Genomic DNA, 20,693 nt, shown 5'->3' with positions numbered 1-20,693 from the left:
ACACGGTTGGAAGACTTGCTCGGTGGTCCTGACACGAGAGTCAGGCCTGATCCTCGGCGACGAGGTGGAAGAAGCTGCCGCTCACGATGCCGATCCGATGCCCCGCGAAGCCGAGATCGGCGCCTTCCGCATCGGTGACGTGGGCGAGGGCGTCCGGTTCCGGGGCCACCGGCGACAGTTCGCTGGCATAGTGGAATTCGTGGCCGATCAGGCGCGTGCCGCGCCGACCGAGCAGGCTGGGACCGCACAGGCGCGCCACCCTGTAGCCGAGATGCAACTTGCGGCGGTGATACGAGGTTTCCACGGGCAGGAGGCCAGCCATCGCATGCGTGACGCCCGCCGCATCCTCCAGGGCGCGGCCGAGAACCATGTAGCCGCCGCACTCGCCGTGGACCGGGCGGGTGCGCGCGAAGGCACGCAGTCCATCCAGGAACCGCTTGGCATGTGCGAGCCGGCCCGCATGCAGCTCAGGGTAGCCGCCGGGTAGCCAGCACACGTCGCATGAGTCGGGCGGCGGCTCGTCAGCCAGGGGCGAGAACGGGATCAACTCGGCTCCCGACCCGCGCCAGCCCGCTTCGAGATGCGGGTAGAGGAAGCTGAAGGCCTCGTCCCGCGCCACCGCGATACGCTGGCCGGGCGGCTGGGGCAGGGTGCCTCCCGCCCCCGTGACGCCGCCACCGGCCGCGGCAACGACGGCGTCGAGATCGATGCCGGCCTCAGCGAGATCGGCGACGCGGTCGAGCCGCGTCTCCAGATCGGCGGTCTCACCGGCCTGGACGAGGCCGAGATGGCGCTCGGGCAGCACGAGCTGCGCGTCCCGCATCAGTGCGCCGAGCACCGGGAGCCCCGCGCGCGCCATCCCGGCCTCCACGAGGCGGCGATGGCGGGCACTGGCCACCTTGTTCAGGATCACGCCCGCGATCGTGATCTGCGGATCGTAGAGCCGGCAACCCAACGCCACCGCGGCGGCCGATTGCGCCGCCCCGGAGACGTCCACCACCAGCACCACGGGCCAGCCGTAGCGCGCCGCGATATCGGCATTGGCTCCGGTCCGGCTCTCGGCCGCCCTGACGCCGTCGAACAGGCCCATCGATCCTTCGGCGATCACGATGTCGGCATCGGAGACGGTCGCCTGAGCCAGGGCATCGAGCAGGGGCGGCGCCATCGCGAAGCTGTCGAGGTTGAAGCTCGGCCGGCCCGTCGCCGCCTGATGGAAGGCCGGATCGATGTAGTCCGGGCCGCATTTGGCGGCGCGCACGCGCAGGCCCCTCCGCGTCAGGGCTCGCATCAGGGCGAGGGCCACGGTCGTCTTGCCGGAACTCGACCGCGGCGCCGCGACGAGGAGACCGGGGGCGCTCACGTCCGCACCCCGACCGCGCCGCCGGGCCTGTAGCGTCGGTCGTAATCGACGGCGTAGAGCGCGCTCTCGCGAAAATCCTCTGCCCCGAGCGCCGGCCCGACGAGGATCAAAGCCGTGCGTTCGAGACCCGCCTCCGCCACACGGGCCGGCAGGGAGGCGAGATCGGCCGTCAGCACCCGTTCGTCCGGCCAGGAGGCGCGGAACACCGCGGCCGCCGGACAGGACGACCCGTAGAACGGGATCAACTCGGCCGCGACGCGCTCGACCACGTGGATCGAGAGATGGATCGCCAGCGTGGCGCCGGTCGCCGCGAAGGCCGCCAGGGTCTCGCGCTCGGGCATGGCGCTCGCGCGGCCGGAGGTGCGGGTGAGGACAACCGATTGCGCCAGCCCGGGCACGGTCAGCTCCCGCCGCAGCAGCGCCGCCGCCGCCGCGAAGGCCGGGACGCCGGGCGTCACCGTGTAGGGGATGCCGAGACCGTCGAGCCGGCGCATCTGCTCGGCCAGCGCGCTCCAGATCGACAGATCCCCCGAATGCAGCCGCGCGACGTCCTGACCGGCTTCGTGCGCCGCCGCGATCTCCACCATGATGGCGTCGAGGTCGAGGGGTGCGGTGTCGACGATCCGGGCGCCGGGCGGACACCAGCCGAGGATTTCGGGCGCCACCAGGGAGCCGGCATAAAGGCAGACCGGGCAGGACGCGACGCGGTCGCGGCCGCGAACCGTGATGAGGTCGGCCGCGCCGGGGCCGGCGCCGATGAAATGGACGGTCATGCTGCTTGCATCGTGCTCTGGCCGCGGGCGAGCGCGCAGGTGGCGCCGCCGCTGGCGATCCGGGGGAGGGCGAGGCGGCTCCCGGGACCGGCCGCTGCAAGCGCTGCGGCCTCTGCCAGGGAGCCCACCCCGCGCAAATGTTCGATCCGCGCCGATCGCGTCACGAGTTCGGCGTCCCGGGCCGCCAGAGCCTCCGAGGTAACGGGGTGCGGCGCCAGGCCGAAACGCGCCGCCGCGTCGGCGAGGGCCGGCTCGGTCGCCCGGTCGGCCACGGTGGCGATGGCGATGAGGTCGCCGGGCACGGCGCCGACCCGCCCGAGAGCCTGGGTGATCAGCGCCGCGATCTCGTCGGCTCCGGCGCCGCGGCGGAACCCGATTCCGGCGGCGAGGAGACCGGTCATGGCTTGGTCCAGGCCCATTGGGTCACCGGCATGGCCGGCCGCCAACCGTGCAGGCCGCCCACGGGGCTCGCCCGTTCCACGGAGAAGCGCCGCAGGCTGCCGCCCTGCGCCGCGAAGGCGGCGAGCAGGGTCGCTTCGCCCTCCAGTGTCACCGCGTTGGCGATGCAGCGCCCGCCCGGCTTGAGGGCCGCCAGGGCCGCCGACAGGACGCCCGGCTCCGAGACGCCGCCGCCGATGAACACCGCATCCGGCCGGGGCAGCTCAGCGAGGGCCGCCGGCGCGGCCCCGGTGACCACGGTGAGGTCCGGCGCGCCGAGCTGTTCGGCATTGCGCCGGATGCGCTCGGCCCGCTCCGGCCGTTCCTCGATCGCGGTGGCGCGCAGGCTCGGATGGCGCAGCATCCACTCGATGGCGACCGAACCCGCGCCGGCCCCGATATCCCAGAGATGCTGGCCCGGATGGGGCCGCAGGGCCGCGAGGGTCAGCGCCCGGATCTCGGCCTTGGTGAGCTGTCCGTCATTCTCGAACAGCGCGTCGTCGAGCCCCGGCGCCAGGGGCAGCGCGCGGCCGGCACCGGCCACCGCGATCGCCACGGTGTTGAGCGGATCGATCTCCGCGATGTCAAAGCCGTCGGCGCGGGCCGCGCGGATCCGCTCGCGCGGGCCGCCCATCGCCTCCAGGACCGTCACGATGGATTCCCCGAAGCCGCGCTCGGCGAGCAGCCTCGCCAGCGCCCCCGGCGTCTTCCCGTCCCACGACAGGACCAGCAACCGGGCGCCCGGCTGGAGATGCGGCACGATCCGCGCGAGCGCCCGGCCGTGCAGGGTGACGAGGCCGCATTCGGCCAGCGGCCAGCCGAGGCGCGCGCAGGCGAGGCTGAAGGCCGAGGGTTGCGGGAAGACCTGGATCTCGTCTGCTGGCACGATCCGGGCGATCTCGGCGCCGATGCCGTAGTGGAACGGATCGCCGGTGGCGAGGATGCAGGTCGGCTCGCCCCGGCGGGCGAGGATGTCCGGATAGGCCTCATGGATCGGGCTCGGCCAGGGCCGGCTCTCGGCCGCGAGGGGGCCGGCCAGCGCGAGGTGGCGGCGGCCGCCATAGACGACGCGGGCCGCGTCGAGCGCCGCGGCGGCGGCGGGTGCGAGGCCGGAGCGCCCGTCCTCGCCGATGCCGACGATCGACAGCCAGCGTCCCGGTGCGTCCCGGCTCGACAGGGCCTCACCGCTCATGGACAAGGCGCCCATGACCGATGGTGCGATGCGGATCCTGATCCTCGGTGGGACCGGGGAGGCCAGCGCCCTGGCGCGCGCGCTCGCCGGGCGGCACGACCTGTCCGTGATGCTGTCGCTGGCCGGCCGAACCGCCGCGCCGAAACCCGAGCCCGTCCCGACCCGGAGCGGCGGCTTCGGCGGCGCCGAGGGCCTCGCGCAGTACCTGCGGACGGAAAAATTCGACCGCCTGATCGATGCCACGCATCCCTTCGCGGCCCGGATCTCGGACAACGCCGCCCGCGCGGCAGCCATGGCCGGGGTGCCGCTGCTCGCGATCCGCCGTCCGGCCTGGAGCCGTGAACCCGGCGACAGCTGGACCGAGGTCGAGAGCATCCCGGCCGCCGTCGCGGCCCTCGGCCCCGAGCCCCGGCGCGTGTTCCTGACAACCGGCCGGCAGGAGGCCGGCGCCTTCGCGGCGGCCCCGCAGCACGCTTACTGGGCGCGGACGGTCGAGCCGCTCGGCGCGACGCTGCCGGTGCCCCGTCTCACGGCCATCGAGGCCCGCGGGCCGTTCGACGCGGAATCCGAGGCGAGGCTGATGCGCGAGGCCGGCATCGAGATCGTGGTCAGCAAGAATTCCGGCGGGGCGGCGACCTACGGCAAGATCGCGGCGGCGCGCGCCCTGGCGATCCCGGTCGTCATGGTGCGCCGGCCGGATAAGCCCGACGTGCCGTGCGTATCCGGCGCGGCCGGGGCGCTCCGCTGGATGGATGCCGATATTCACGCCGCTTCGACCTTGCGCGACGTGTAGACGAAGGGCTGCCGCCCCTCCCGGGGGATCAGCCGCGTCGTCGAGGCTCCGATGATGACCACGGTCGCCATGTCGGCCGGGGCAGAGGATGCCTCGGCCAGGGGCGTCACCCGGATCACCTCGTCGGGCCGGCTGATCGCGCGGGCGAACATCACCGGCGTCTCCGGGGCGCGGATGCCGGCCGCGATCTCCAGGGCGGCGCCGAGCTGCCAGGGCCGGGCGGACGAGATCGGGTTGTAGAGGGCCACGACCAGATCGGCGCGCAGCACCGCCTCCAGCCGGGCGGTCACCACCGGCCAGGGTTTCAGGTTGTCGGAGAGCGACAGGGCGCAGAAATCGCCGCCCAGCGGGGCGCCGAGTCGGGCGGCGGCGGCCAGCATGGCGGTGATCCCGGGCTCGACCGTGATGGCGAGGTCGCGCCAGCCGGGCTCGCCGTGTTCCACCGCCTCGAACAAAGCCGCCGCCATGGCGAAGACGCCGGGATCGCCGCCCGAGACCACGGCGACCCGACGTCCGGCGGCGGCGAGCTGAAGGGCGTGGCGCGCGCGGTCGACCTCGACGCGGTTGTCGCTGGCGTGCCGGGTCAGGCCCGGCCGCTCCGGCACGCGGGCCACGTAGGGGTAATACCCGACGATGTCCTCCGCGGCGTCCAGCGCCCGGCGGGCGGATCCGGTCAGCAGACTCTCGTCGCCCGGGCCGAGGCCGATCACCGTGAGAGTTCCGCCTGCACCGGGATTCACCGCGCGTCCGCCTCTGAGGTCAGCAAGAGGGCAGGGATTGCCTGCGCACCCATTCGTTTAATAGCGGTCCTGTCGAATGACACGAAGGTCTCGCCACCGAGGCGACGTGCTTCAAACGCGATGATGCCATCCGCGAAATCGCCACCGTCTTCCAGCATCGCCAAGCCGGCCTCGACCGCCGCCCGATCGGTCACGACGTGACGGGCCGCGATCAAACCTCGTATCGCCGCGGCGATCTCCGCGCGGGGCATGCCGTAGCGACTGCGAAGGACCCAAACCAATTCACACAGGGCATGGACGCTGATCGCGACCTGTGCCGCGGATTCCAGGATCCGAAGGGCCGCCAGCCCCTGCGCCGCCTCGTCATTGACGATCAGGCGGAGCAGGACGTTGGTGTCGGGCGTGACCTTCACGGCTTGCTGAGACCGGACATCCCGGCTTCTGCCCCGGCCTGTGCGATGGCGTCGCCGATCGCCTCGATGGAGCAGTGGGCGTCGTTGCCCTTGCCCGCGAGCATCCCGTGCAGGTGACGCCACGAGCGCTCAGGCTGATCGGCCTTCAGCTCCGCCCGGCCATCCGGCAGGAGTTCGAGCCGGATCTTGTCCCCCGGCCGAATGCCGAGGTGCTCCAGGATGTCCCTTCGGAATGTGACTTGGCCCCGGGCCGTCACCGTCAACGTCGTCATGCGTCGCCCCCGCCGACCCAACGTAATGGGCGGCTGCGGGACCAACAAGGATCCGTCGCATCGCTCACGGCCGGCGCCCCTCGCCTGGCAGCAGCACCATGGAGAAGTACGGGGCGTCGTCGTCGGCCTTGTCGGCCAGCATGACGACGCGCTCGCCCGCCATGGTGCCGCGCTCGACATAGACCGCCCGCTCGAGCAGCCCCGCTTCGGCCAAAGCCGCGCGCACCTTGGGCAGGTGGCGGCCGAGCTTCATCACCACGGCGGCATCGGTGCCGCGCAGGCGCTCGGTCAGGCTGTCGAGCGACAGGGTCGCGGGCAGGATCGTCAGGACGTCGTCGCCCCAGGTGATCGGCGTCCCGGCCCGGGTCCAGCAGCCCGACATCCCGGTGACCCCAGGCACCACCTCCACGGGAAAGCGGTCCTTCAGGCGCCGCCACAGGTGCATGAACGAGCCGTAGAAGAACGGATCGCCTTCCGACAGGATCGCCACGTCGCGCCCGGCGCCGAGATGGTCGGCGAGCCGGCCGGCCGCGTCGTCGTAGAAACCGGCCAGAGCCGCCACGTAGTCCGGGTGCTCGGGGTGGATCTCGGTCGTGTAGGGATAGGCGAGCGCCAATTCGCGGGCGGGATCGCGCAGGACCGCATCCGCGATGGTGCGGGCGTTGCCGCGTTTGCCCCGCTTGCAGAAATGAACCAGCACCGGCGCCCGCATCAGGATCCGCTGCGCCTTGACGGTCAGCAGGTCCGGATCGCCCGGGCCCATCCCGACGCCGTAGAGCGTGCCGGTCACCGCGGCCGCGGGCAGCGCCTCGGCGGGCGCATCGAGCCGTTCGAACCCGTCCATCACTCGATCTCGCTGGCGAGGGCGTTGACGGCGGCGGCCGTCATGGCGCTGCCGCCGCGCCGCCCGTGGACGACCACGAAGGGCACCCGGCCGTCCCGGGCCAGAGCCTCCTTGGATTCCGCAGCGCCCACGAAGCCGACCGGGATGCCGATCACCGCGGCGGGGGGCGCCACCCCGGCGTCGAGCAGTTCGAGCAGGCGGAACAGGGCGGTCGGCGCATTGCCCACCGCCACGACGCTGCCCGGCAGGTGCGCGCGCCACAGCTCCATGGCGGCGGCCGAACGGGTGGTGCCGAGCTCCTTCGCGAGATCCGGCACGCGCGGATCGCCCAGCGTGCAGAGCACCGGATTGGCAGCCGGCAGGCGCGCCCGGGTGACGCCGTCGGCGACCATGCGGACATCGCACAGGATCGGCGCCCCGGCCTGGAGCGCGGCGAGGCCGGCCTCGGCAAAGTCGTCCGACATCTCCACGTCGGCCGGAAGGTCGGTCATGCCGCAGGCATGGATCATGCGCACGACCACGCGCTCGGCGGCGCCGGACCAGCGGGCGAGATCGGCCTCGGCGCGGATCATCGCGAAGGAGCGCGCGTAGATGGCGCCGCCGTCGCGGATGTAATCGTAGCGGGAGGGGGGCTCGTGGGCCGCCTGTTCCGATCCTGCCGGGCGCAGGGCATTCTGGCTCGCGCTCATGCCGGTCTTCCGTCCCTTCTGTCGTCTGCTCGGGCCGTATCCGACGTGAATGCGGCGGAAAGCCCGACAGTCTTGGCCCTTCCTAACCGCTCCAGAACGGCCTCGATAGGGAGGTGAATCGCCGGCTCATCGCCGGGCGCGCCGCCGATGACGATGCCGTAGCGGCCCTGCGCGCCGACGAGAGTCAGGTCGGCGGGGCCGGGCCTAGCGCAGCCCTTCGTGCAGCCGGAGACGTGCGCCGTGTAGCCCTGCGCCGCCAGCGGCTGGAAGGTCTGGGCGAGCCGCTCGGCATCGAGGAGCGTCGGTGTCGAGCCGGAGGCGCAGCCGGGGGCCCCCGTGCAGGCGTCGACGCTGCGTCTCGGATCGTCGGGCGCGACGATGAAGTCCGATGCGAGGTCCGGCAGCGCCGCGGCCGCCGGCGCGCCGACCGGGGCGAGCAGGACGAAGCCGCGCGTCGGCGACAGGCGGAGCGCATCCGCGCCGACAGCTTCCGCGGCGGAGACGAGGCGGTCGAGGGCATCCGCGGTGCAGCGGCCGAAGGGGGCGTCCAGGGCGAGGATGTGAGCGCGTCCGCTCTCATGAAGGCCAGCCGCCGGCGCGAAAGTCCCTCCGCGCATCTCCCTCCCCCCTTTGCGGGGGAGGGTGACCCCCGAAGGGGGGCGGGAGAGGGGAGCCCCGCTTCCGGAAGGGGCGTGGCCTACATGAAGGCCGGAGCCTCGATCTGCACCGTCGCTCTCCTCTCCCGACCCCTGCTGACGCAGAAGGAGCCCATCGGGCCACCCTCCCCCGCAGAGGGGGGAGGGAGCGCGCGCGGGACATCCGGGTTGCCGATCCTGTCCCCGCGTTGAAGCGATCGGTGCCTCTGCCAAGCGCGTCCGCTCATCCTCCGACAGATCGCGCATCCGCCGGCGGCCGGTGCGGGCGAAGGCCGTGAGCAGCGCGGCTACGACGGCGGGGGCTTCGGTCGCGGCACAGTCCGTCACCCTGTGCATCTCGTCCGCCGCGGCGATCGCGACGTCGACCTGTGCGGCATCGATGGCCGTCACGAGACAATCGGCCTCCGGCGCTGTCACGTCCCGGCGCCCCTCCACCACGACCAGCGTCTTGGCGGGCAAGCCGGGAATATCGAGTGCCGCCGCCTCGATCGCCCGGGCGAGGGCCGGCACGTCGATCAGCTCGGCCGGATCCTGGCCCGCGAGCGGTTGCGTGAGGGTCAGGCGTTGCGGGCCGCCATCGGCCCGCCGATCGCCGAGGCCGACCTGAGCGAGCAGCCCGGCCAGCGGCGCGCTGCTCGCCTCGGAGACACCGCGGACCTGCAGGTTGGCCCGGGCCGTGAGGTCGAGATGGCCGTTTCCGTAAAGCCGTGCGCCCTGCGCTACGGCACGGGCCTGATCCAACGACAGGATTCCCAGCGGCGGGTGGACCCGCGCCAGCAGCCCGTCTCCCGTGGGCATCGGGCGGGCGAGGCCGGGGCACCAGCCTCTGCGTTGGGGCGCCTCGGGCAGGACGCGGCGATGCGCGGGCGCGTTCACGCGGCCGCCTCCCGCAGGAGCGCATCGGCCGGCAGGGCGTTGCGCCGGCTGTGCCAGAGGCCGCGGTCGCGGGCCTCGTCGAAGCGTTTCAGGATCGCCCGGGTCGCCGCCGGGTTGGCCGCGCGCAGGCGCTCGAACACCTCCGCGTCGGCGATCCAGGCCGCGTAGAGCCGGTCGAAGCCGGCATCGGTCACGGCCTCGCTCGTCGCCGCGAGCACGAAGACCGCGTCGAGCCCCTGGGCCAGCTCCTGCGCCCCGCGGTAGCCGTGGCGCAGCTGCGCGGCGATCCAGCGGGGATCGGCGAGACGGCCGCCGATCAGGCGTGCCGCGTCCTCCCGGGCGGTGCGGGCCTTCGGGCGTTCCGGCACCGAGACGTCCAGGCTGTAGAGCGCCGGCCGGGCCTCCTGCAGCGCCGCCGCGGCCGCGAAGCCGCCCATCGCGTCGACCGCGGCGTCGCCGTCGAACAAGTCGCGCTCGGCCGCGTCGAAGGCGTGCAGATAGGCGTCGGCCGCGGCGACCCGCGCGGCGAAATCCGAATCCGGCCCCTCGCGGTCGCCATAGGCGTGGGCGCTGGCGGCGAGATAGGCGCGGCCGAGATCGGCCCCGCTGTCCCAGGTGCCGTCGAGCGCGGTGGCGGCCGTGCCCGCGCCGTAGCGGCCCGGCGCCGCGCCGTAGACCCGGGCACCCGTCTCGCCGCGCCGTCGGGACGCCGCCAGGGGGTTCTCGTCGTCGGCCTCGTCGCGGTCGGCCACCGCCCGGGCGGCGCGGTCGATCAGCGCCAGCGTGTCGGGGAACGTGTCGCGGAACGCGCCGGAGACCCGCACCGTCACGTCGATGCGCGGCCGATCGAGCAGGGCCAGCGGCAGCACCTCGAAGCCGGTCACGCGGGTGCTGGCATGGTCCCAGACCGGGCGGACGCCCATCAGGGCCAGCGCATGCGCCACGTCCTCGCCGCCGGTCCGCAGGGTCGGCGAGGCCCAGAGATCCATCACGATCCGGGCCGGATAGGCGCCCTCATCCTGAAGGTAGCGCGTCACCACGGCCTCGGCGGCCTTCGCGCCGAGGAGCGCGGCGGCGCGGCTCGGGATCGCCCGCGGATCGAGGGTCGCGAGGTTGCGTCCGGTCGGCAGCACGTCCGCCCGCCCCCGGGACGGGGAGCCGGACGGGCCGGGCTGGACGAACCTTCCGTCGAGGGCGGCGAGGAATCCGGCCCGCTCGGCGGCCGCGCTCGCCGTCACCGGGGCGGGGACCCCATCGGGGGCGCGGCCGAAGACGTGCAGCCCGTCGCGAAAACTGGTCTCGCCGAGGTCGCAGAGATGGGCGTCGAGCCGGGTCAGCGCCTCGTCCATCGGTGTGTCGGCATCGATCCCGGCGCCGTCGAGCAGACCGGAATCACGCGCTTCTTCCAGGATGGCCTGGGCGATCAGGGTGGCGCGGCGCGGATCGAGGATGCTGGCGGCGGCGTATTCCTCCACGAGTTCGCGCAGCCGCGCGGCCTCGGGCGAGAGGTCGTGGGCGGCGGTCTGCGGCGTCAGATGGCCCAGCGCGACGCCGCCGAGGCGGCGCTTGAGCGGGGCGGCCTCGCCGGGATCGTCCACGATGAACGGATAGACCACCGGCAGGGCGCCGATGCAGAGCGCCGGGAAGCAATCCGGCGACAGGGCCACGGCCTTGCCGGGCAGCCACTCGGTCGTGCCGTGGGTGCCGAGCTGGACCAGCACGTCGAAACGCTGCCGCAGCCCGAGATGGAAGGCGAGATAGGCGTGGGTCGGGACGCGCTCGGGATCGTGGTAGCCGACCTTGCGGTCGGGATCGCGCCCGCGGTCGGGCTGGAGGAAGACAGTGAGGCCGCCGCTCGGCGCATCTGCGGTGCCGGCCCTCACCATCCGGAAGCGGAAAGCCCCATCCGCGCAGGCGGCGTCTTTCTCCGGCGCGCCCCGGGCGTCGATGAGCGCACCGCGGATCTCCTCCGGCAGGACGTCGAGCCACGCTTGGTAGGATGCGAGCGGCACGCAGAACTCAGGCGGCCCCTCGGTGAGCGCCGTCATCAACGCGCCGGCCTCGGGCAGATCACGCCCGGCATAGCCCGCGGCGGCGAGGTCCGCGGCGATGGCCCGGGCACTCTCCGGCGTGTCGAGGCCGACCGCGAAGCCGGCCCGGCCGCCCCGCGCGGGGTAATCGGACAGGACCATCGCGATGCGCCGCTCAACCCGGGGCAGGGCGGCGAGCCGCAGCCAGCCGGCGGCCCGCTCGGCGAGCGCCGCGATCCCCGGCGCGTAGGGCACGGCCCGCCGCTCGGCGAAGCCCTCGATCTCGGGCGCCTCTTCCTTGAAGGAGATCGGGAAGCCCGAGAGGCGGCCGTCGAATTCCGGCAGCGCCACCTGCATGGCGAGATCGGCCGCGCCGAGCCCCCGGGCCGAGGCGTCCCAGGCTGCGCGCGGGGACCCGACCGTGAAGGCCTGGAGCACCGGGCAGTCGGCGCCGTCGAGCACGAAGTCGCTGCCGTCCTCACGCGCCGAGAAGGCGGTGGCGGCGATGACGAGGTCCGGCCGCCGAGCGCGCACGGCCTCCGTGACCGCGGTCGCAGCCGCGGGCTCCTTCAGGCTCGACACCGCCATCGGCAGGACGCCGATCCCGCGGGCGCGCAGGGCCGCCATCAGGGCGACGAACGGCGCGGTATCGCCGCCGAGCACCGCCGAGCGGTAGACCAGCAGCAGCGCGAGGGGCTCGGCCCGAGCGCCCGCGAGCGGAATCGCGGTCCTCGCCGCCGCGACGGCCCGATCGAGGGGCGGCGTGCAGCAGCCCGGGCACCAAGCGAAGCCGCGGGGCAGCGGGAGCGGGGGCTCGACCGGGAGATCAAGGCCCGTCCGGGCAGCGAGCAGCCGCAGCATCCGGCGCAGGTTCTCGGACCCGCCGGCGCGGAAATAGCGATCGAGCTGGTCCGCCAGCGCCGGATCGGTGGAGAAGGCGGCGAGGCGCGGATCGGGCCGGTCGTCGCCCGGCAGCACGGCCAGCACCACCCCGTGCGCCCGCGCCGCCTCGGCGCAGCGCTCGACGCCGTAGCGCCAGTAATCCAGGCCGCCGAGGCAGCGGATCACCACGATCCGGGCGCGCGCCACGATGCGCTCGACATAGAGATCGACCGACAGCGGGTGGCGCAGCTTGGCGAGCTTCGCGAGGCGCAGGCTCGGGAGGCCGGCCTCAGCGGCATGCGCCCGCGCGAGTCCGGAGAGGTCGCTGTCGGTGAAGGACAGCACCACGCAGTCGCCGGGCTCCTGCCCGAGATCCAAAGCCGCCTCGCCCTCGTCGAGGGAGACGGCATCGATGCGCACCAGATGCATCGAGGCGCCGTCTACGCGCCCGTTCCCGGCTCGTCGGCCAGGAGGCGCGGCCGGGCCGGGAAGATCACGCCGTCGTAGATCTCTGCCAAAGGCAGGCGCAGCTTGAGGGCGTGCAGGTCGATGGCGCCGTCGAGGCCGGCGATGCGTATCTCCTGCCAAGCCCCTTCGGCGCCGCGGGACCATGACCGGACCTCGGGGGCATTCGGCTCGATCAGGAGGATATGGGCGAGGCTCGCCATCGTCCGGTATTCTGCCAGCTTGGCGAAGGTGTCGAAATCGCGCGTCGTCGGCGACAGGATTTCCGCGACGAGGCGCGGCTCCGCCGCCATCAGGCCCGCGGGATCCCGCGCGCCGCAATCGACGCCGACATCCGGACGGCGGACCTGACCCGGCAGGGTCTCGACGCTGCCGTCGGCGGTGAAGGGACGGCAGCCGCTGCCGCGCAGATGCGTGCGCAACAGGGTGAGCAGGTTGACCACGATATCGTCATGGACGTTGCGCGCACCGGCCATCATCCGCACCGGCACGCCGCCGACGAGTTCGTAGCGGTCGGCCTGCCCTTCCGCCCAGGCGAGAAAGGCCGCGACCCCCATCGGCTCAGGCTTGCGATCCAGCATGGTTCGAGGCTCTCCCTCGGCCCCAGCACCCGTCATCCTGCCATGCGCGGCAGGAAATCCCTAACCCGCCAGCGCTGCCGCCACCGCGTCCCGGTCGAACCCCTTCAGGCCGATCACCACGAGCGTCCCGTCGCGGGCCTCGCCCGCCCGCCAGGGCCGGTCGAAATGGTGAGTGACGCGGCGGCCGACACCCTGCACCACGAGGCGCATCGCCTTGCCCTCGACATCGGCGAAGCCCTTGATCCGCAGCACGCCCGCGGTCTCGGCCGCCTTCTCGACCCGTGCCGCGAGATCGGCCGCCGTCACCGCCGGGCGGATCGGCAGGGCCACGGTCTCGAAATCGTCGTGATCGTGATCCTCGCCCTCGCCGTGATGCGAGGGGCGGGCGTCCAGATCATCCTCCGCCGCGGCGCCGAGGCCCAGCAGGACCCGAGGATCGATCGCACCCTTCTCGGTCTCCACCACCTTCACGGCGCGGGGCAGGTGCCCCTCCACCTCGGCGCGGACCCGGGCGCGGGTGTCTGCATCGATCAGGTCGGCCTTGTTGAGCACGACGAGGTCGGCGCAGAGGAGCTGGTCCTCGAACACCTCCTCCAGCGGGTTGTCGTGATCGACCGACTGATCGGCGGCGCGCTGGGCGGCCAAGGCCTCTGGATCCTCCGCGAAGGCGCCCGCGGCGACCGCCGGCCCATCGACCACCGCGACCACGCCGTCCACCGTGACCCGCGAGCGGATCGCCGGCCACTGGAACGCCTGGACCAGCGGCTTCGGCAGGGCGAGGCCGGAGGTCTCGATCAGGATGTGCTCCGGCGGCTCGGCGCGGCCGAGAAGGGTCTCAAGCGCGGGCACGAAATCGTCCGCCACCGTGCAGCAGATGCAGCCGTTCGGAAGCTCGACGATGGATTCCTCGGTGCAGCCCTCGACCCCGCAGGCGGCCAGGAACGACTTGTCAAAGCCGACATCGCCGAACTCGTTGACCAGGATGGCGAGGCGGCGGCCCTTCGCGTTCTCGATGACGTGGCGCACGAGCGTCGTCTTGCCGGCGCCCAGGAAGCCCGTGACGATGGTGCAGGGGATCTTGGCGACGCGGGTCATTCGGCGGCCTCCAGAGTGCCGGCCGGAAGCGGGCGCGGTGCGGGAAACGGGGGGATCCGGGCGATCACGCCCTTCTTGAACTCGGTCGGGCGCTCGCGCCAGGGCACGATGCCGTCCGGCGTCGCGGCGTAGGCGGCGAGCCCCGCCAGGATCATTTCCGCCGAGGCGGATGGGTCCATGTCGCCGTACACGTAGGTCCAGCGATCGGCCGAGGCGACCGCCACCGTGCAGGGCCGCTTGCAGACCGACAGACACTCCACCGGCTCGACCCGGAGATCCGGAGCGCCCCCGGCGCGATCCCGCAGGGCGTCGAGCAGGCGGGCGCCGGCCCGGGGTCCGTCCGGATCGTCGTCCTCGCGGCGGCAGGTGGTGCAGACGTAGAGGATTGTCTCAGGCACGGGCCATCCCCCGCGCCGTCTCGCGTCCGAAGACCTGCCACGCCCGGCCGAGCCCAAGGCCGAGCAGCATCCAGAACACGAAGCTGATCGCAAGCGAGCGCGCCGCGAACTGCGCGGCCAAAGCCGCCGGCAGCGCGGACGTTCCCTCCGGCGCCTGGGGCGCGCCGACCACGTGCGGCGCGATGATCAGCACGAGGCCGCCCAGGATGGCGATCAGCGACCGCCGCACGGCGATCAGGTAGAGGCCCATGCCGGTCGCCGCCGCGGTCATCACCCACCAGGCTTGCCGGACGGCCAGAGGCGCCGCCTCGCTGCCCGGCAGTTCCGGCGGCAGCCCGAGGCCCGGCGCGAGGGCGACACTCGCGAAGCCCGCCATCGCGAAGGCGAGGGCGACCTGCGGCGTCGGCTCCCGCCCGCAGGCGAGCATCACGGCGCCGAGCAGCAGCGCGTAGCCGACGGCGCCGACCAGCGTCGCCAACCCGGTGAACGCCATGCGCGGCAGGCCCGGGCCGGGCTGCCATTCCGGCGCGGCGTCGGGCGCCGCGTGATCGTGCCCGGCATGCGCCAGGACGATCGGCAGCGCGCGGGCGGCCTGATGGCCGGGCTCGGCCTGTTCGTAGCGCTCGGCCGCCACGATCAGCGGCGAGGTCAGCGTCAGTTCGAGGCCCGTCACGACGACGGCCGCGAAGAAGCCGGCGGCCAGGGCCGCCGACAGGAGCCGGATGATCATCCCTGTGACGATGGCGTCAGTGGCAGGGGAAATTCTGGGTGTGCCGGAAGTCGTGGGCCGCGTTGTGGAACGCGATCGCCGGCGAGAAGCCGACCATGAACAGCAGGCCGAGGCCGAGAACAGCCGCGAGCGCAACGGCCAGCGGGCGCTCCGACGAACGGGTACCGACGGCGACGGCGAGGGTCGAGGTGGTCATCAGTCTGTCTCCAGCCGCCCCACCGGCGGCAACACGGGATCCTGTCGTGACGGCAGGTCTCCTGGCTCGCGGCTCGACGCCCCTGCCGCCTTCCCGGATCCCTCCGGTGGCCCTCGGCAGGCGCTCGCCGCTCACAGTTGCGGGGGCAGCCGCGGATTCGAGGCTCGCGCCCCTCACCGCATTCCCTTTTCACCCCGTCGCCGGGGCACCGTCACGCGATCGTTGTAGACGCATGACAGCCCTCGCACAACGGAGGCGCAGCGGAATCATGTCCGCCGCCTCGCAAATGGCGGGATCGGCGGGCGAGACGGATGTCCACACGGTCGCACTGGCCATCCGGTGACGCACGGCCCCGAACTTTGACGCGTGAACGTGATGAAGATTCTGTCGCTGACCCTTGCGCTGACCCTCGCCTTCCTCGCGGCGGCATCCCTGCCGGTCCGGGCCGACGACACCGAAGGCGCGCTCAAGGCGGGGGGGCTCGTCCTCGAACCGGCAGGCGCGATCACGCTCGTGTCGGAAGACCTCTATCTCTCGGAGCGGGACGTGAGGGTCGACTACCAGTTCCGCAACCCGACCGGCGCCGACATCGAGGCCACCCTGACGTTCCCGATGCCCGATCTCGTCGGCGCGCCGACGCTGGCGGTTTCCATCCCCGATCCGGCGCAGGCCAATTTCCTCGCCTTCGAGGCTACGGTCGACGGCCAAGCCGTCCCGTGGCAGCTCGATCAGCACGCCTTTCTGATGCGCGAAGGGCAAGCGTTCGAGATCACCGACGAACTCAAGAGCCTGGGAATCCCCTTGATACCGACCGTCGCGGCGACGGCGGTTCCCCTGCGCCGTCTCTCGGAGCAGCGCCGGAAGGCCCTGATCGAGGCCGGCTTCCTCGACCGGCAGGTGCATCGGGACGGGACGATCTCCGACGTCCCGCTCTGGACGCTGAAATCGCGGTATGCACGTCGGCAGGTCTTCCCGGCCGGACGGGGGCTCGCGATTCACCAGAGCTTCACGCCGAGTCTCGGCGGCCAGTCCAGCCTGTCGTTCGGCTCTCCGGATCTGGGACCGGCGCAGATGGCGCGCTACGCGGACAAGTTTTGCACGGATCCCGCCTTCGCGCGGACCGCCCAGGCCCTGTATCGGCGGGCAAGCGCGGATGGCAGCCGCTTCTTCCAGGCCTACGAGCAGTACCTCACCTACGTGATGCCGACAGGTATCGGGGCGATCGGCACGTTCAGGCTGATCGTGGACAAGGGTGATCCGGCCACGCTGCTCGCGTTCTGCGCCAGCCCCCTCAGGAAGACCGGTCCGACCACCGTCGAATTGGTCGTGAAGGACTACGTTCCGCGGCGCGATATCGACGTGCTCTTCCTGAAGAGCGCGCCGCGCGTTTCAGCCGCGCCCCCGATCTGACGGCCGCCCCGACGGAGCGATCCGCCGTCAGGGCTCGACCTTCGCGCCCCCGGGAGCCGCATCTCCCTCGCGCGCCTTGAGGGCATCCGCGTAGAGCCGCGCCACGTCCCGGTGGAACGCCGCCCGCGAATCGGGCCGGGTGTAGAACATGTGCCCACCGGGATAGACCGCCAGATCGAGGCGGCCGGCCGCGTAGGCGGGGACCTGCGCAAGCAGCAGCTTCGAGGCGAAGTACGGGGTCACGAGGTCCGTGAAGCCGTGCGCCACGAGGACGCGCAGGCGCCCGTCGAGCGCCAGTGCCCCCTTGAGGTTGGAGAGCACCTCCGGCGCCTGCCGGCCCGAGCCCCAGCTCCAGCCGTGGTTCACGGCGTTGCTCAGGAGCTCGTAGCGCATGTTCGGCACGGGCCATTTCAGCGTGCGGGCGTAGAGATCGAGCATGGCGCTCGTCAGGGGCGCCTGGAGCGCGGTGAGCTGCGGATCCTCGAAGCTGGACTGTGCCGCGTCCGGATTCGGGTCCCAGCCGGTGATTCCGGTGTCGTAGGCACTGGCGACCCGGCCCTCGGCCCGGTCGATTTCGCGCTGGACGCTTCGGGTGGACAGCCGGGCCGCCTGAGCCCGCACGAGCGCGGCGTCGAGCCCCACGAGTGGCGCGACCTTGTCGGTCATGCGCGCCACCGCGCCGGCGTCGGACGGGCCCTTCAGCAGGTCCGTCAGGTAGGGGCCGGAGGCGTAGGCCTCGGCCTCCCTGAGCAGGGCGGGCGTCGGCACAGTGCCCTTCCGCTCCAGCGCGCCGGCCGCGAGCGAGGGAAGCTTGAGCACGTAGCCCCAGGGATTGGCCCTCGGCGTCTCCAGCCAGCCGAAGTCGAGCACGGGCGAGAGCAGCACCATCCCGGAGAGGCCGACGCCGATCTCCTCCTGCAGCTTCTCGGCGATCAGGGGCCCCCGGAAGCCGCCGTAGCTCTCGCCCACGTAGAATTTCGGGGCCGCCATGCGATCGTTGACCCGCAGATAGCGGGCGATGGCGGCCGCCAGGGTCGAGGCGTCGGAATCGATCGACCAGTAGGCCTTGCCGTTGCCGTCCGCCGCGCGGCTGTAGCCGGTCCCGACCGGATCGATGAACACGAGGTCGGTGAAGTCGAGCCACGTGCCGTCGTTGGCGGTGAGCGCCACGGGTTGCGACGGGCTGATGCTGTCGCCGCCCGTGGGCAGCCGCCAGGGGCCGATCGCCCCGATGTTCAGGTAGGCCGAGGCCGCACCGGGGCCGCCATTGATCGCGAAGGTGACGGGGCGCGCGCGCCCGGCCTCCGGCGCCATCGTGTAGGCCACGTAGGCGATCTCGGCCTGGAGCTTGCCGGATTCATCGACGAGCGGCAGGCTTCCCGCGGTGGCGGTGAAGGCGAGGTTCCGGCCGTCCGGCAGCGTCACGCTCTGCTGCGTCACCGAATCGGGCGGCAGGCGGCGCCCCTCCGGGCCGCGGGGCGCCTGGCGGGCCTCCGGCTGGGGATGGCCGTGCGCCGCGTCCTGGGCGCTGAGCGACAGAGGCGCGCCCAGCGCCAGGACGAGGCCGAGGGCGGCGGCAAGACGTTTGCTGAGGTGCACGGTCACGCCTTCTTGTTCCAGCGGCCCGAATCGTCCTGCTGCCAATAGGCGACCGCGTGACCCGCCGCCTTGGCCTGCTTCCACTGCTCACGGGCACGCAGGAGGGCGTCCTGATCGGTCCCGTCGAACAGGATGCAGATCCGCTCGTAGGACCCGGCATCCGGCGGCAGGTCGGCGCCCTCCACGAGGAAGCGGATCGAGGCCGCATTGGGGTTCACGTCCCGCAGGGTGAGCACCACCGGCTGGCTTCCCGCGTCGGGCTCCCGGTCGGTTCCGTGGGGCAGGAAGCTCTCGTCGGAATAGGTCCAGAGATGGTCGTCGAGCGCCTGCAGGCGCTCCTCGCTGGCCGCCTGGATCGCGGCCTGCCAGCCCCGGTCGAGCGAACGCTCGACCAAGTTCGGCAGCACCTTCTCCAGGGGCTGGCGCTGCATGTGGTAGAACAGGATCTCGGTCACGGCGGCAGGCATATAGGGTCCCGCGCGTCGGCGCGAGGAGCGGCGCGCCGCCGCGGCCTCACACCAGCCGGCTCTGCTCGATCGCCGCGCCGACAAAACCCTTGAACAGCGGGTGCGGCTCGAAGGGGCGTGACTTCAGCTCCGGGTGGAACTGAACGCCGATGAAGAACGGGTGCCCGACATGCTCCACCGTCTCGGGCAGGAGCCCGTCCGGTGAGACCCCGGAGAAGCGCAGGCCCTGGGCTTCCAGCCGTTCGCGATAGGCCATGTTGACCTCGTAGCGGTGGCGGTGCCGCTCCGAGATCTCCGTGCTCCCGTAAATCTGCGCGATCTTCGATTCGGGATCGAGCTTCGCGTCGTAGGCGCCGAGCCGCATCGTGCCGCCGAGATCGCCCGCCGCCGCGCGCCGCTCCAATTCGTTGCCGCGCAGCCACTCGGTGAGCAGGCCGACCACCGGCTCGGCGGTGTCGCCGAACTCGGTCGAGTTGGCCTCCGGAAGGCCGGCCAGCGACCGGGCCGCCTCGATCACCGCCATCTGCATGCCGAAGCAGATGCCGAGATAGGGAATCCGCTTCTCCCGGGCGTAGCGCGCCGCGCGGATCTTGCCCTCGGCGCCCCGCTGGCCGAACCCGCCCGGCACGAGGATTCCGTTCAGGCCCTCCAGGAACGGCGCGGGATCCTCGCGCTCGAACACCTCGGCCTCAATCCATTCGAGGTTGACCTTCACCCGGTGGCTGATGCCGCCATGGATCAGCGCCTCACTCAGCGACTTGTAGGCGTCCTTCAGCCCCGTGTACTTGCCGACGATGGCAATGGAGACTTCGCCCTCGGGGTTGCGCACCCGCTCGGCGATGGTGCGCCAGCGGCTGAGATCCGGTTCCTCGCCGTGCTCCAGGCCGAAATGGCCGAGCACCTCCCGGTCGAGGCCGGCTTTCCGGTAGGACAGCGGGACCTCGTAGATCGAGGCGACGTCCCGGGCCTCGATCACCGCAGTCTCGCGGACGTTGCAGAACAGGGCGAGCTTGCGCCGCTCGTCGGCCGGGATGTCCCGGTCGCAGCGGCAGAGCAGGATGTCGGGCTGGATGCCGATGGAGCGCAGCTCCTTGACGGAATGCTGCGTCGGCTTGGTTTTCAGTTCGCCCGCCGACGGAATGTAGGGCAGCAGCGTCAGGTGGACGTAGCAGCAGGTGCCCCGCGGCAGCTCCTGGCCGAGCTGGCGGATCGCCTCGAAGAACGGCAGCCCCTCGATGTCGCCCACCGTGCCGCCGATCTCGACGAGCACGAAGTCGAACACGTCGTTGCCGTCGAGGACGAACTCCTTGATGGCGTTGGTGACGTGGGGGATCACCTGGATGGTGGCGCCGAGATAGTCGCCGCGCCGCTCCTTGGCGATGATGTCCTGATAGATCCGGCCCGTGGTGATGTTGTCGGCCCGGCTCGCCGGCACGCCGGTGAAGCGCTCGTAATGGCCGAGGTCGAGGTCGGTCTCGGCGCCGTCGTCGGTGACGAAGACCTCACCGTGCTGGGTCGGGCTCATCGTGCCCGGATCGACGTTGAGATACGGGTCGAGCTTGCGCATCCGGACCCGGTAGCCGCGCGCCTGGAGCACTGCCGCCAGGGCGGCCGAGGCCAGCCCTTTGCCCAGGGAAGAAACCACGCCGCCGGTGATGAAAACGTACCGCGTCATGGGCCTCGATCCATAGAGAAGGTGCTGGCGTTTGCCAAACGCCGAATGCCCCGGCCCGTGCCAGGGCTGGGGATTGCTGGACGCATGGACGGGCCGGCCGGGGCCGGTCCGTCAGGGCT

General features: G+C 72.4%; 21 protein-coding genes and 1 riboswitch. Of the genes, 2 read left to right on the top strand and 19 right to left on the bottom strand.

Annotated features, from left to right (window positions below; translation table 11 throughout):
• Positions 1-40: 40 nt before the first annotated feature.
• From FVE89_RS13995 to cbiE, 4 genes are read right to left on the bottom strand one after another with little or no spacing between them, the layout of a single operon-like run.
• A complete protein-coding gene (locus FVE89_RS13995; RefSeq protein WP_160534543.1) occupies positions 41-1,360 on the bottom strand; it encodes a cobyrinate a,c-diamide synthase in 1,320 nt (439 codons plus the stop codon).
• Positions 1,357-2,133, bottom strand: a complete 777-nt coding sequence (cobM, locus tag FVE89_RS13990; RefSeq protein WP_160534542.1) for a precorrin-4 C(11)-methyltransferase — start codon at positions 2,131-2,133, stop codon at positions 1,357-1,359. The genes FVE89_RS13995 and cobM overlap by 4 nt, the downstream gene beginning before the upstream one ends.
• A complete protein-coding gene (locus FVE89_RS13985) occupies positions 2,130-2,534 on the bottom strand; it encodes a cobalamin biosynthesis protein (protein WP_246730742.1) in 405 nt (134 codons plus the stop codon). The genes cobM and FVE89_RS13985 overlap by 4 nt, the downstream gene beginning before the upstream one ends.
• Positions 2,531-3,763 carry a precorrin-6y C5,15-methyltransferase (decarboxylating) subunit CbiE gene (gene cbiE / locus FVE89_RS13980; RefSeq protein ID WP_160534540.1) on the bottom strand — a complete coding sequence of 411 codons (1,233 nt, stop codon included), beginning with the start codon at positions 3,761-3,763 and terminating at the stop codon, positions 2,531-2,533. The genes FVE89_RS13985 and cbiE overlap by 4 nt, the downstream gene beginning before the upstream one ends.
• Before the next feature lie 13 nt (positions 3,764-3,776).
• Here cbiE and FVE89_RS13975 point away from each other — a divergent pair, with 13 nt between their 5' ends.
• Positions 3,777-4,556: a cobalt-precorrin-6A reductase gene (locus FVE89_RS13975; protein ID WP_246730741.1), complete on the top strand. Its 780-nt coding sequence runs from the start codon at positions 3,777-3,779 to the stop codon at positions 4,554-4,556.
• Here FVE89_RS13975 and cobJ read toward each other — a convergent pair.
• From cobJ to FVE89_RS13910, 12 genes are all read right to left on the bottom strand, one after another.
• A complete protein-coding gene (gene cobJ, locus FVE89_RS13970; protein WP_160534538.1) occupies positions 4,526-5,296 on the bottom strand; it encodes a precorrin-3B C(17)-methyltransferase in 771 nt (256 codons plus the stop codon). The two genes, FVE89_RS13975 and cobJ, sit on opposite strands and share 31 nt — an antisense overlap.
• Positions 5,293-5,709 (bottom strand): type II toxin-antitoxin system VapC family toxin, encoded by a 417-nt coding sequence (locus FVE89_RS13965; RefSeq protein WP_160534537.1) that lies wholly within the window; start codon positions 5,707-5,709, stop codon positions 5,293-5,295. The genes cobJ and FVE89_RS13965 overlap by 4 nt, the downstream gene beginning before the upstream one ends.
• Positions 5,706-5,981 carry an AbrB/MazE/SpoVT family DNA-binding domain-containing protein gene (locus FVE89_RS13960; RefSeq protein WP_160534536.1) on the bottom strand — a complete coding sequence of 92 codons (276 nt, stop codon included), beginning with the start codon at positions 5,979-5,981 and terminating at the stop codon, positions 5,706-5,708. The genes FVE89_RS13965 and FVE89_RS13960 overlap by 4 nt, the downstream gene beginning before the upstream one ends.
• A gap of 64 nt (positions 5,982-6,045) precedes the next feature.
• The gene (locus FVE89_RS13955; RefSeq protein WP_160534535.1) at positions 6,046-6,825 is read right to left on the bottom strand and encodes a precorrin-2 C(20)-methyltransferase; all 780 of its coding nucleotides are present in this window, start codon (positions 6,823-6,825) and stop codon (positions 6,046-6,048) included.
• Entirely contained in the window at positions 6,825-7,514 is a 690-nt protein-coding gene (locus tag FVE89_RS13950; RefSeq protein WP_281408972.1) for a precorrin-8X methylmutase, read from the bottom strand. The genes FVE89_RS13955 and FVE89_RS13950 overlap by 1 nt, the downstream gene beginning before the upstream one ends.
• Positions 7,511-8,968, bottom strand: a complete 1,458-nt coding sequence (locus tag FVE89_RS31140; protein ID WP_246730748.1) for a precorrin-3B synthase — start codon at positions 8,966-8,968, stop codon at positions 7,511-7,513. The genes FVE89_RS13950 and FVE89_RS31140 overlap by 4 nt, the downstream gene beginning before the upstream one ends.
• Positions 8,969-9,042: 74 nt before the next feature.
• Positions 9,043-12,387, bottom strand: coding sequence for a cobaltochelatase subunit CobN (gene cobN, locus FVE89_RS13935; RefSeq protein ID WP_160534534.1), 3,345 nt, complete (start codon positions 12,385-12,387; stop codon positions 9,043-9,045).
• Between the two features lie 11 nt (positions 12,388-12,398).
• A complete protein-coding gene (locus FVE89_RS13930) occupies positions 12,399-13,004 on the bottom strand; it encodes a Uma2 family endonuclease (RefSeq protein ID WP_160534533.1) in 606 nt (201 codons plus the stop codon).
• 60 nt (positions 13,005-13,064) lie between these two features.
• Complete coding sequence (gene cobW / locus FVE89_RS13925; protein ID WP_160534532.1) at positions 13,065-14,099, bottom strand: cobalamin biosynthesis protein CobW; 1,035 nt, start codon at positions 14,097-14,099, stop codon at positions 13,065-13,067.
• Positions 14,096-14,497 (bottom strand): DUF1636 domain-containing protein, encoded by a 402-nt coding sequence (locus FVE89_RS13920; RefSeq protein WP_160534531.1) that lies wholly within the window; start codon positions 14,495-14,497, stop codon positions 14,096-14,098. Before FVE89_RS13920 ends, cobW begins: the two co-directional genes overlap by 4 nt.
• A complete protein-coding gene (locus FVE89_RS13915) occupies positions 14,490-15,227 on the bottom strand; it encodes a CbtA family protein (RefSeq protein WP_160534530.1) in 738 nt (245 codons plus the stop codon). The genes FVE89_RS13920 and FVE89_RS13915 overlap by 8 nt, the downstream gene beginning before the upstream one ends.
• A gap of 16 nt (positions 15,228-15,243) precedes the next feature.
• Positions 15,244-15,423, bottom strand: coding sequence for a CbtB domain-containing protein (locus FVE89_RS13910; protein ID WP_160534529.1), 180 nt, complete (start codon positions 15,421-15,423; stop codon positions 15,244-15,246).
• Positions 15,424-15,456: 33 nt separating this feature from the next.
• Positions 15,457-15,651: riboswitch (cobalamin riboswitch) on the bottom strand.
• Positions 15,652-15,798: 147 nt separating this feature from the next.
• Between FVE89_RS13910 and FVE89_RS13905 the strand changes: the two genes are divergently transcribed.
• Positions 15,799-16,833, top strand: coding sequence for a DUF4424 family protein (locus FVE89_RS13905; RefSeq protein WP_160534528.1), 1,035 nt, complete (start codon positions 15,799-15,801; stop codon positions 16,831-16,833).
• Between the two features lie 27 nt (positions 16,834-16,860).
• On the opposite strand, the gene FVE89_RS13900 is transcribed toward FVE89_RS13905, so the two are convergent.
• From FVE89_RS13900 to FVE89_RS13890, 3 genes are read right to left on the bottom strand one after another with little or no spacing between them, the layout of a single operon-like run.
• A complete protein-coding gene (locus FVE89_RS13900) occupies positions 16,861-18,432 on the bottom strand; it encodes a peptidase S10 (RefSeq protein ID WP_160534527.1) in 1,572 nt (523 codons plus the stop codon).
• Between the two features lie 2 nt (positions 18,433-18,434).
• A complete protein-coding gene (locus FVE89_RS13895; RefSeq protein ID WP_160534608.1) occupies positions 18,435-18,887 on the bottom strand; it encodes a DNA polymerase III subunit chi in 453 nt (150 codons plus the stop codon).
• Between the two features lie 58 nt (positions 18,888-18,945).
• Positions 18,946-20,574, bottom strand: a complete 1,629-nt coding sequence (locus FVE89_RS13890) for a CTP synthase (RefSeq protein WP_160534526.1) — start codon at positions 20,572-20,574, stop codon at positions 18,946-18,948.
• Positions 20,575-20,693: the final 119 nt, after the last annotated feature.

This window comes from Methylobacterium sp. 2A (assembly GCF_009806555.1).
Taxonomy (GTDB): Bacteria; Pseudomonadota; Alphaproteobacteria; order Rhizobiales; family Beijerinckiaceae; genus Methylobacterium.
This window is presented reverse-complemented; position numbering and strand designations above follow the sequence as displayed.

Excerpts from the sequence above, each read along its gene's own strand:
- FVE89_RS13915 (WP_160534530.1), bottom strand. The coding sequence starts at position 15,227 with ATGATCATCCGGCTCCTGTCGGCGGCCCTGGCCGCCGGCTTCTTCGCG.
- FVE89_RS13930 (WP_160534533.1), bottom strand. The coding sequence starts at position 13,004 with ATGCTGGATCGCAAGCCTGAGCCGATGGGGGTCGCGGCCTTTCTCGCC.
- cobM (WP_160534542.1), bottom strand. The coding sequence starts at position 2,133 with ATGACCGTCCATTTCATCGGCGCCGGCCCCGGCGCGGCCGACCTCATC.
- FVE89_RS13955 (WP_160534535.1), bottom strand. The coding sequence starts at position 6,825 with ATGGACGGGTTCGAACGGCTCGATGCGCCCGCCGAGGCGCTGCCCGCG.
- FVE89_RS13960 (WP_160534536.1), bottom strand. The coding sequence starts at position 5,981 with ATGACGACGTTGACGGTGACGGCCCGGGGCCAAGTCACATTCCGAAGG.
- FVE89_RS13910 (WP_160534529.1), bottom strand. The coding sequence starts at position 15,423 with ATGACCACCTCGACCCTCGCCGTCGCCGTCGGTACCCGTTCGTCGGAG.
- FVE89_RS31140 (WP_246730748.1), bottom strand. The coding sequence starts at position 8,968 with ATGCCCACGGGAGACGGGCTGCTGGCGCGGGTCCACCCGCCGCTGGGA.
- FVE89_RS13890 (WP_160534526.1), bottom strand. The coding sequence starts at position 20,574 with ATGACGCGGTACGTTTTCATCACCGGCGGCGTGGTTTCTTCCCTGGGC.
- FVE89_RS13975 (WP_246730741.1), top strand. The coding sequence starts at position 3,777 with ATGACCGATGGTGCGATGCGGATCCTGATCCTCGGTGGGACCGGGGAG.
- cobN (WP_160534534.1), bottom strand. The coding sequence starts at position 12,387 with ATGCATCTGGTGCGCATCGATGCCGTCTCCCTCGACGAGGGCGAGGCG.
- cobW (WP_160534532.1), bottom strand. The coding sequence starts at position 14,099 with ATGACCCGCGTCGCCAAGATCCCCTGCACCATCGTCACGGGCTTCCTG.
- FVE89_RS13985 (WP_246730742.1), bottom strand. The coding sequence starts at position 2,534 with ATGACCGGTCTCCTCGCCGCCGGAATCGGGTTCCGCCGCGGCGCCGGA.
- FVE89_RS13905 (WP_160534528.1), top strand. The coding sequence starts at position 15,799 with ATGAAGATTCTGTCGCTGACCCTTGCGCTGACCCTCGCCTTCCTCGCG.
- cbiE (WP_160534540.1), bottom strand. The coding sequence starts at position 3,763 with ATGAGCGGTGAGGCCCTGTCGAGCCGGGACGCACCGGGACGCTGGCTG.
- FVE89_RS13950 (WP_281408972.1), bottom strand. The coding sequence starts at position 7,514 with ATGAGCGCGAGCCAGAATGCCCTGCGCCCGGCAGGATCGGAACAGGCG.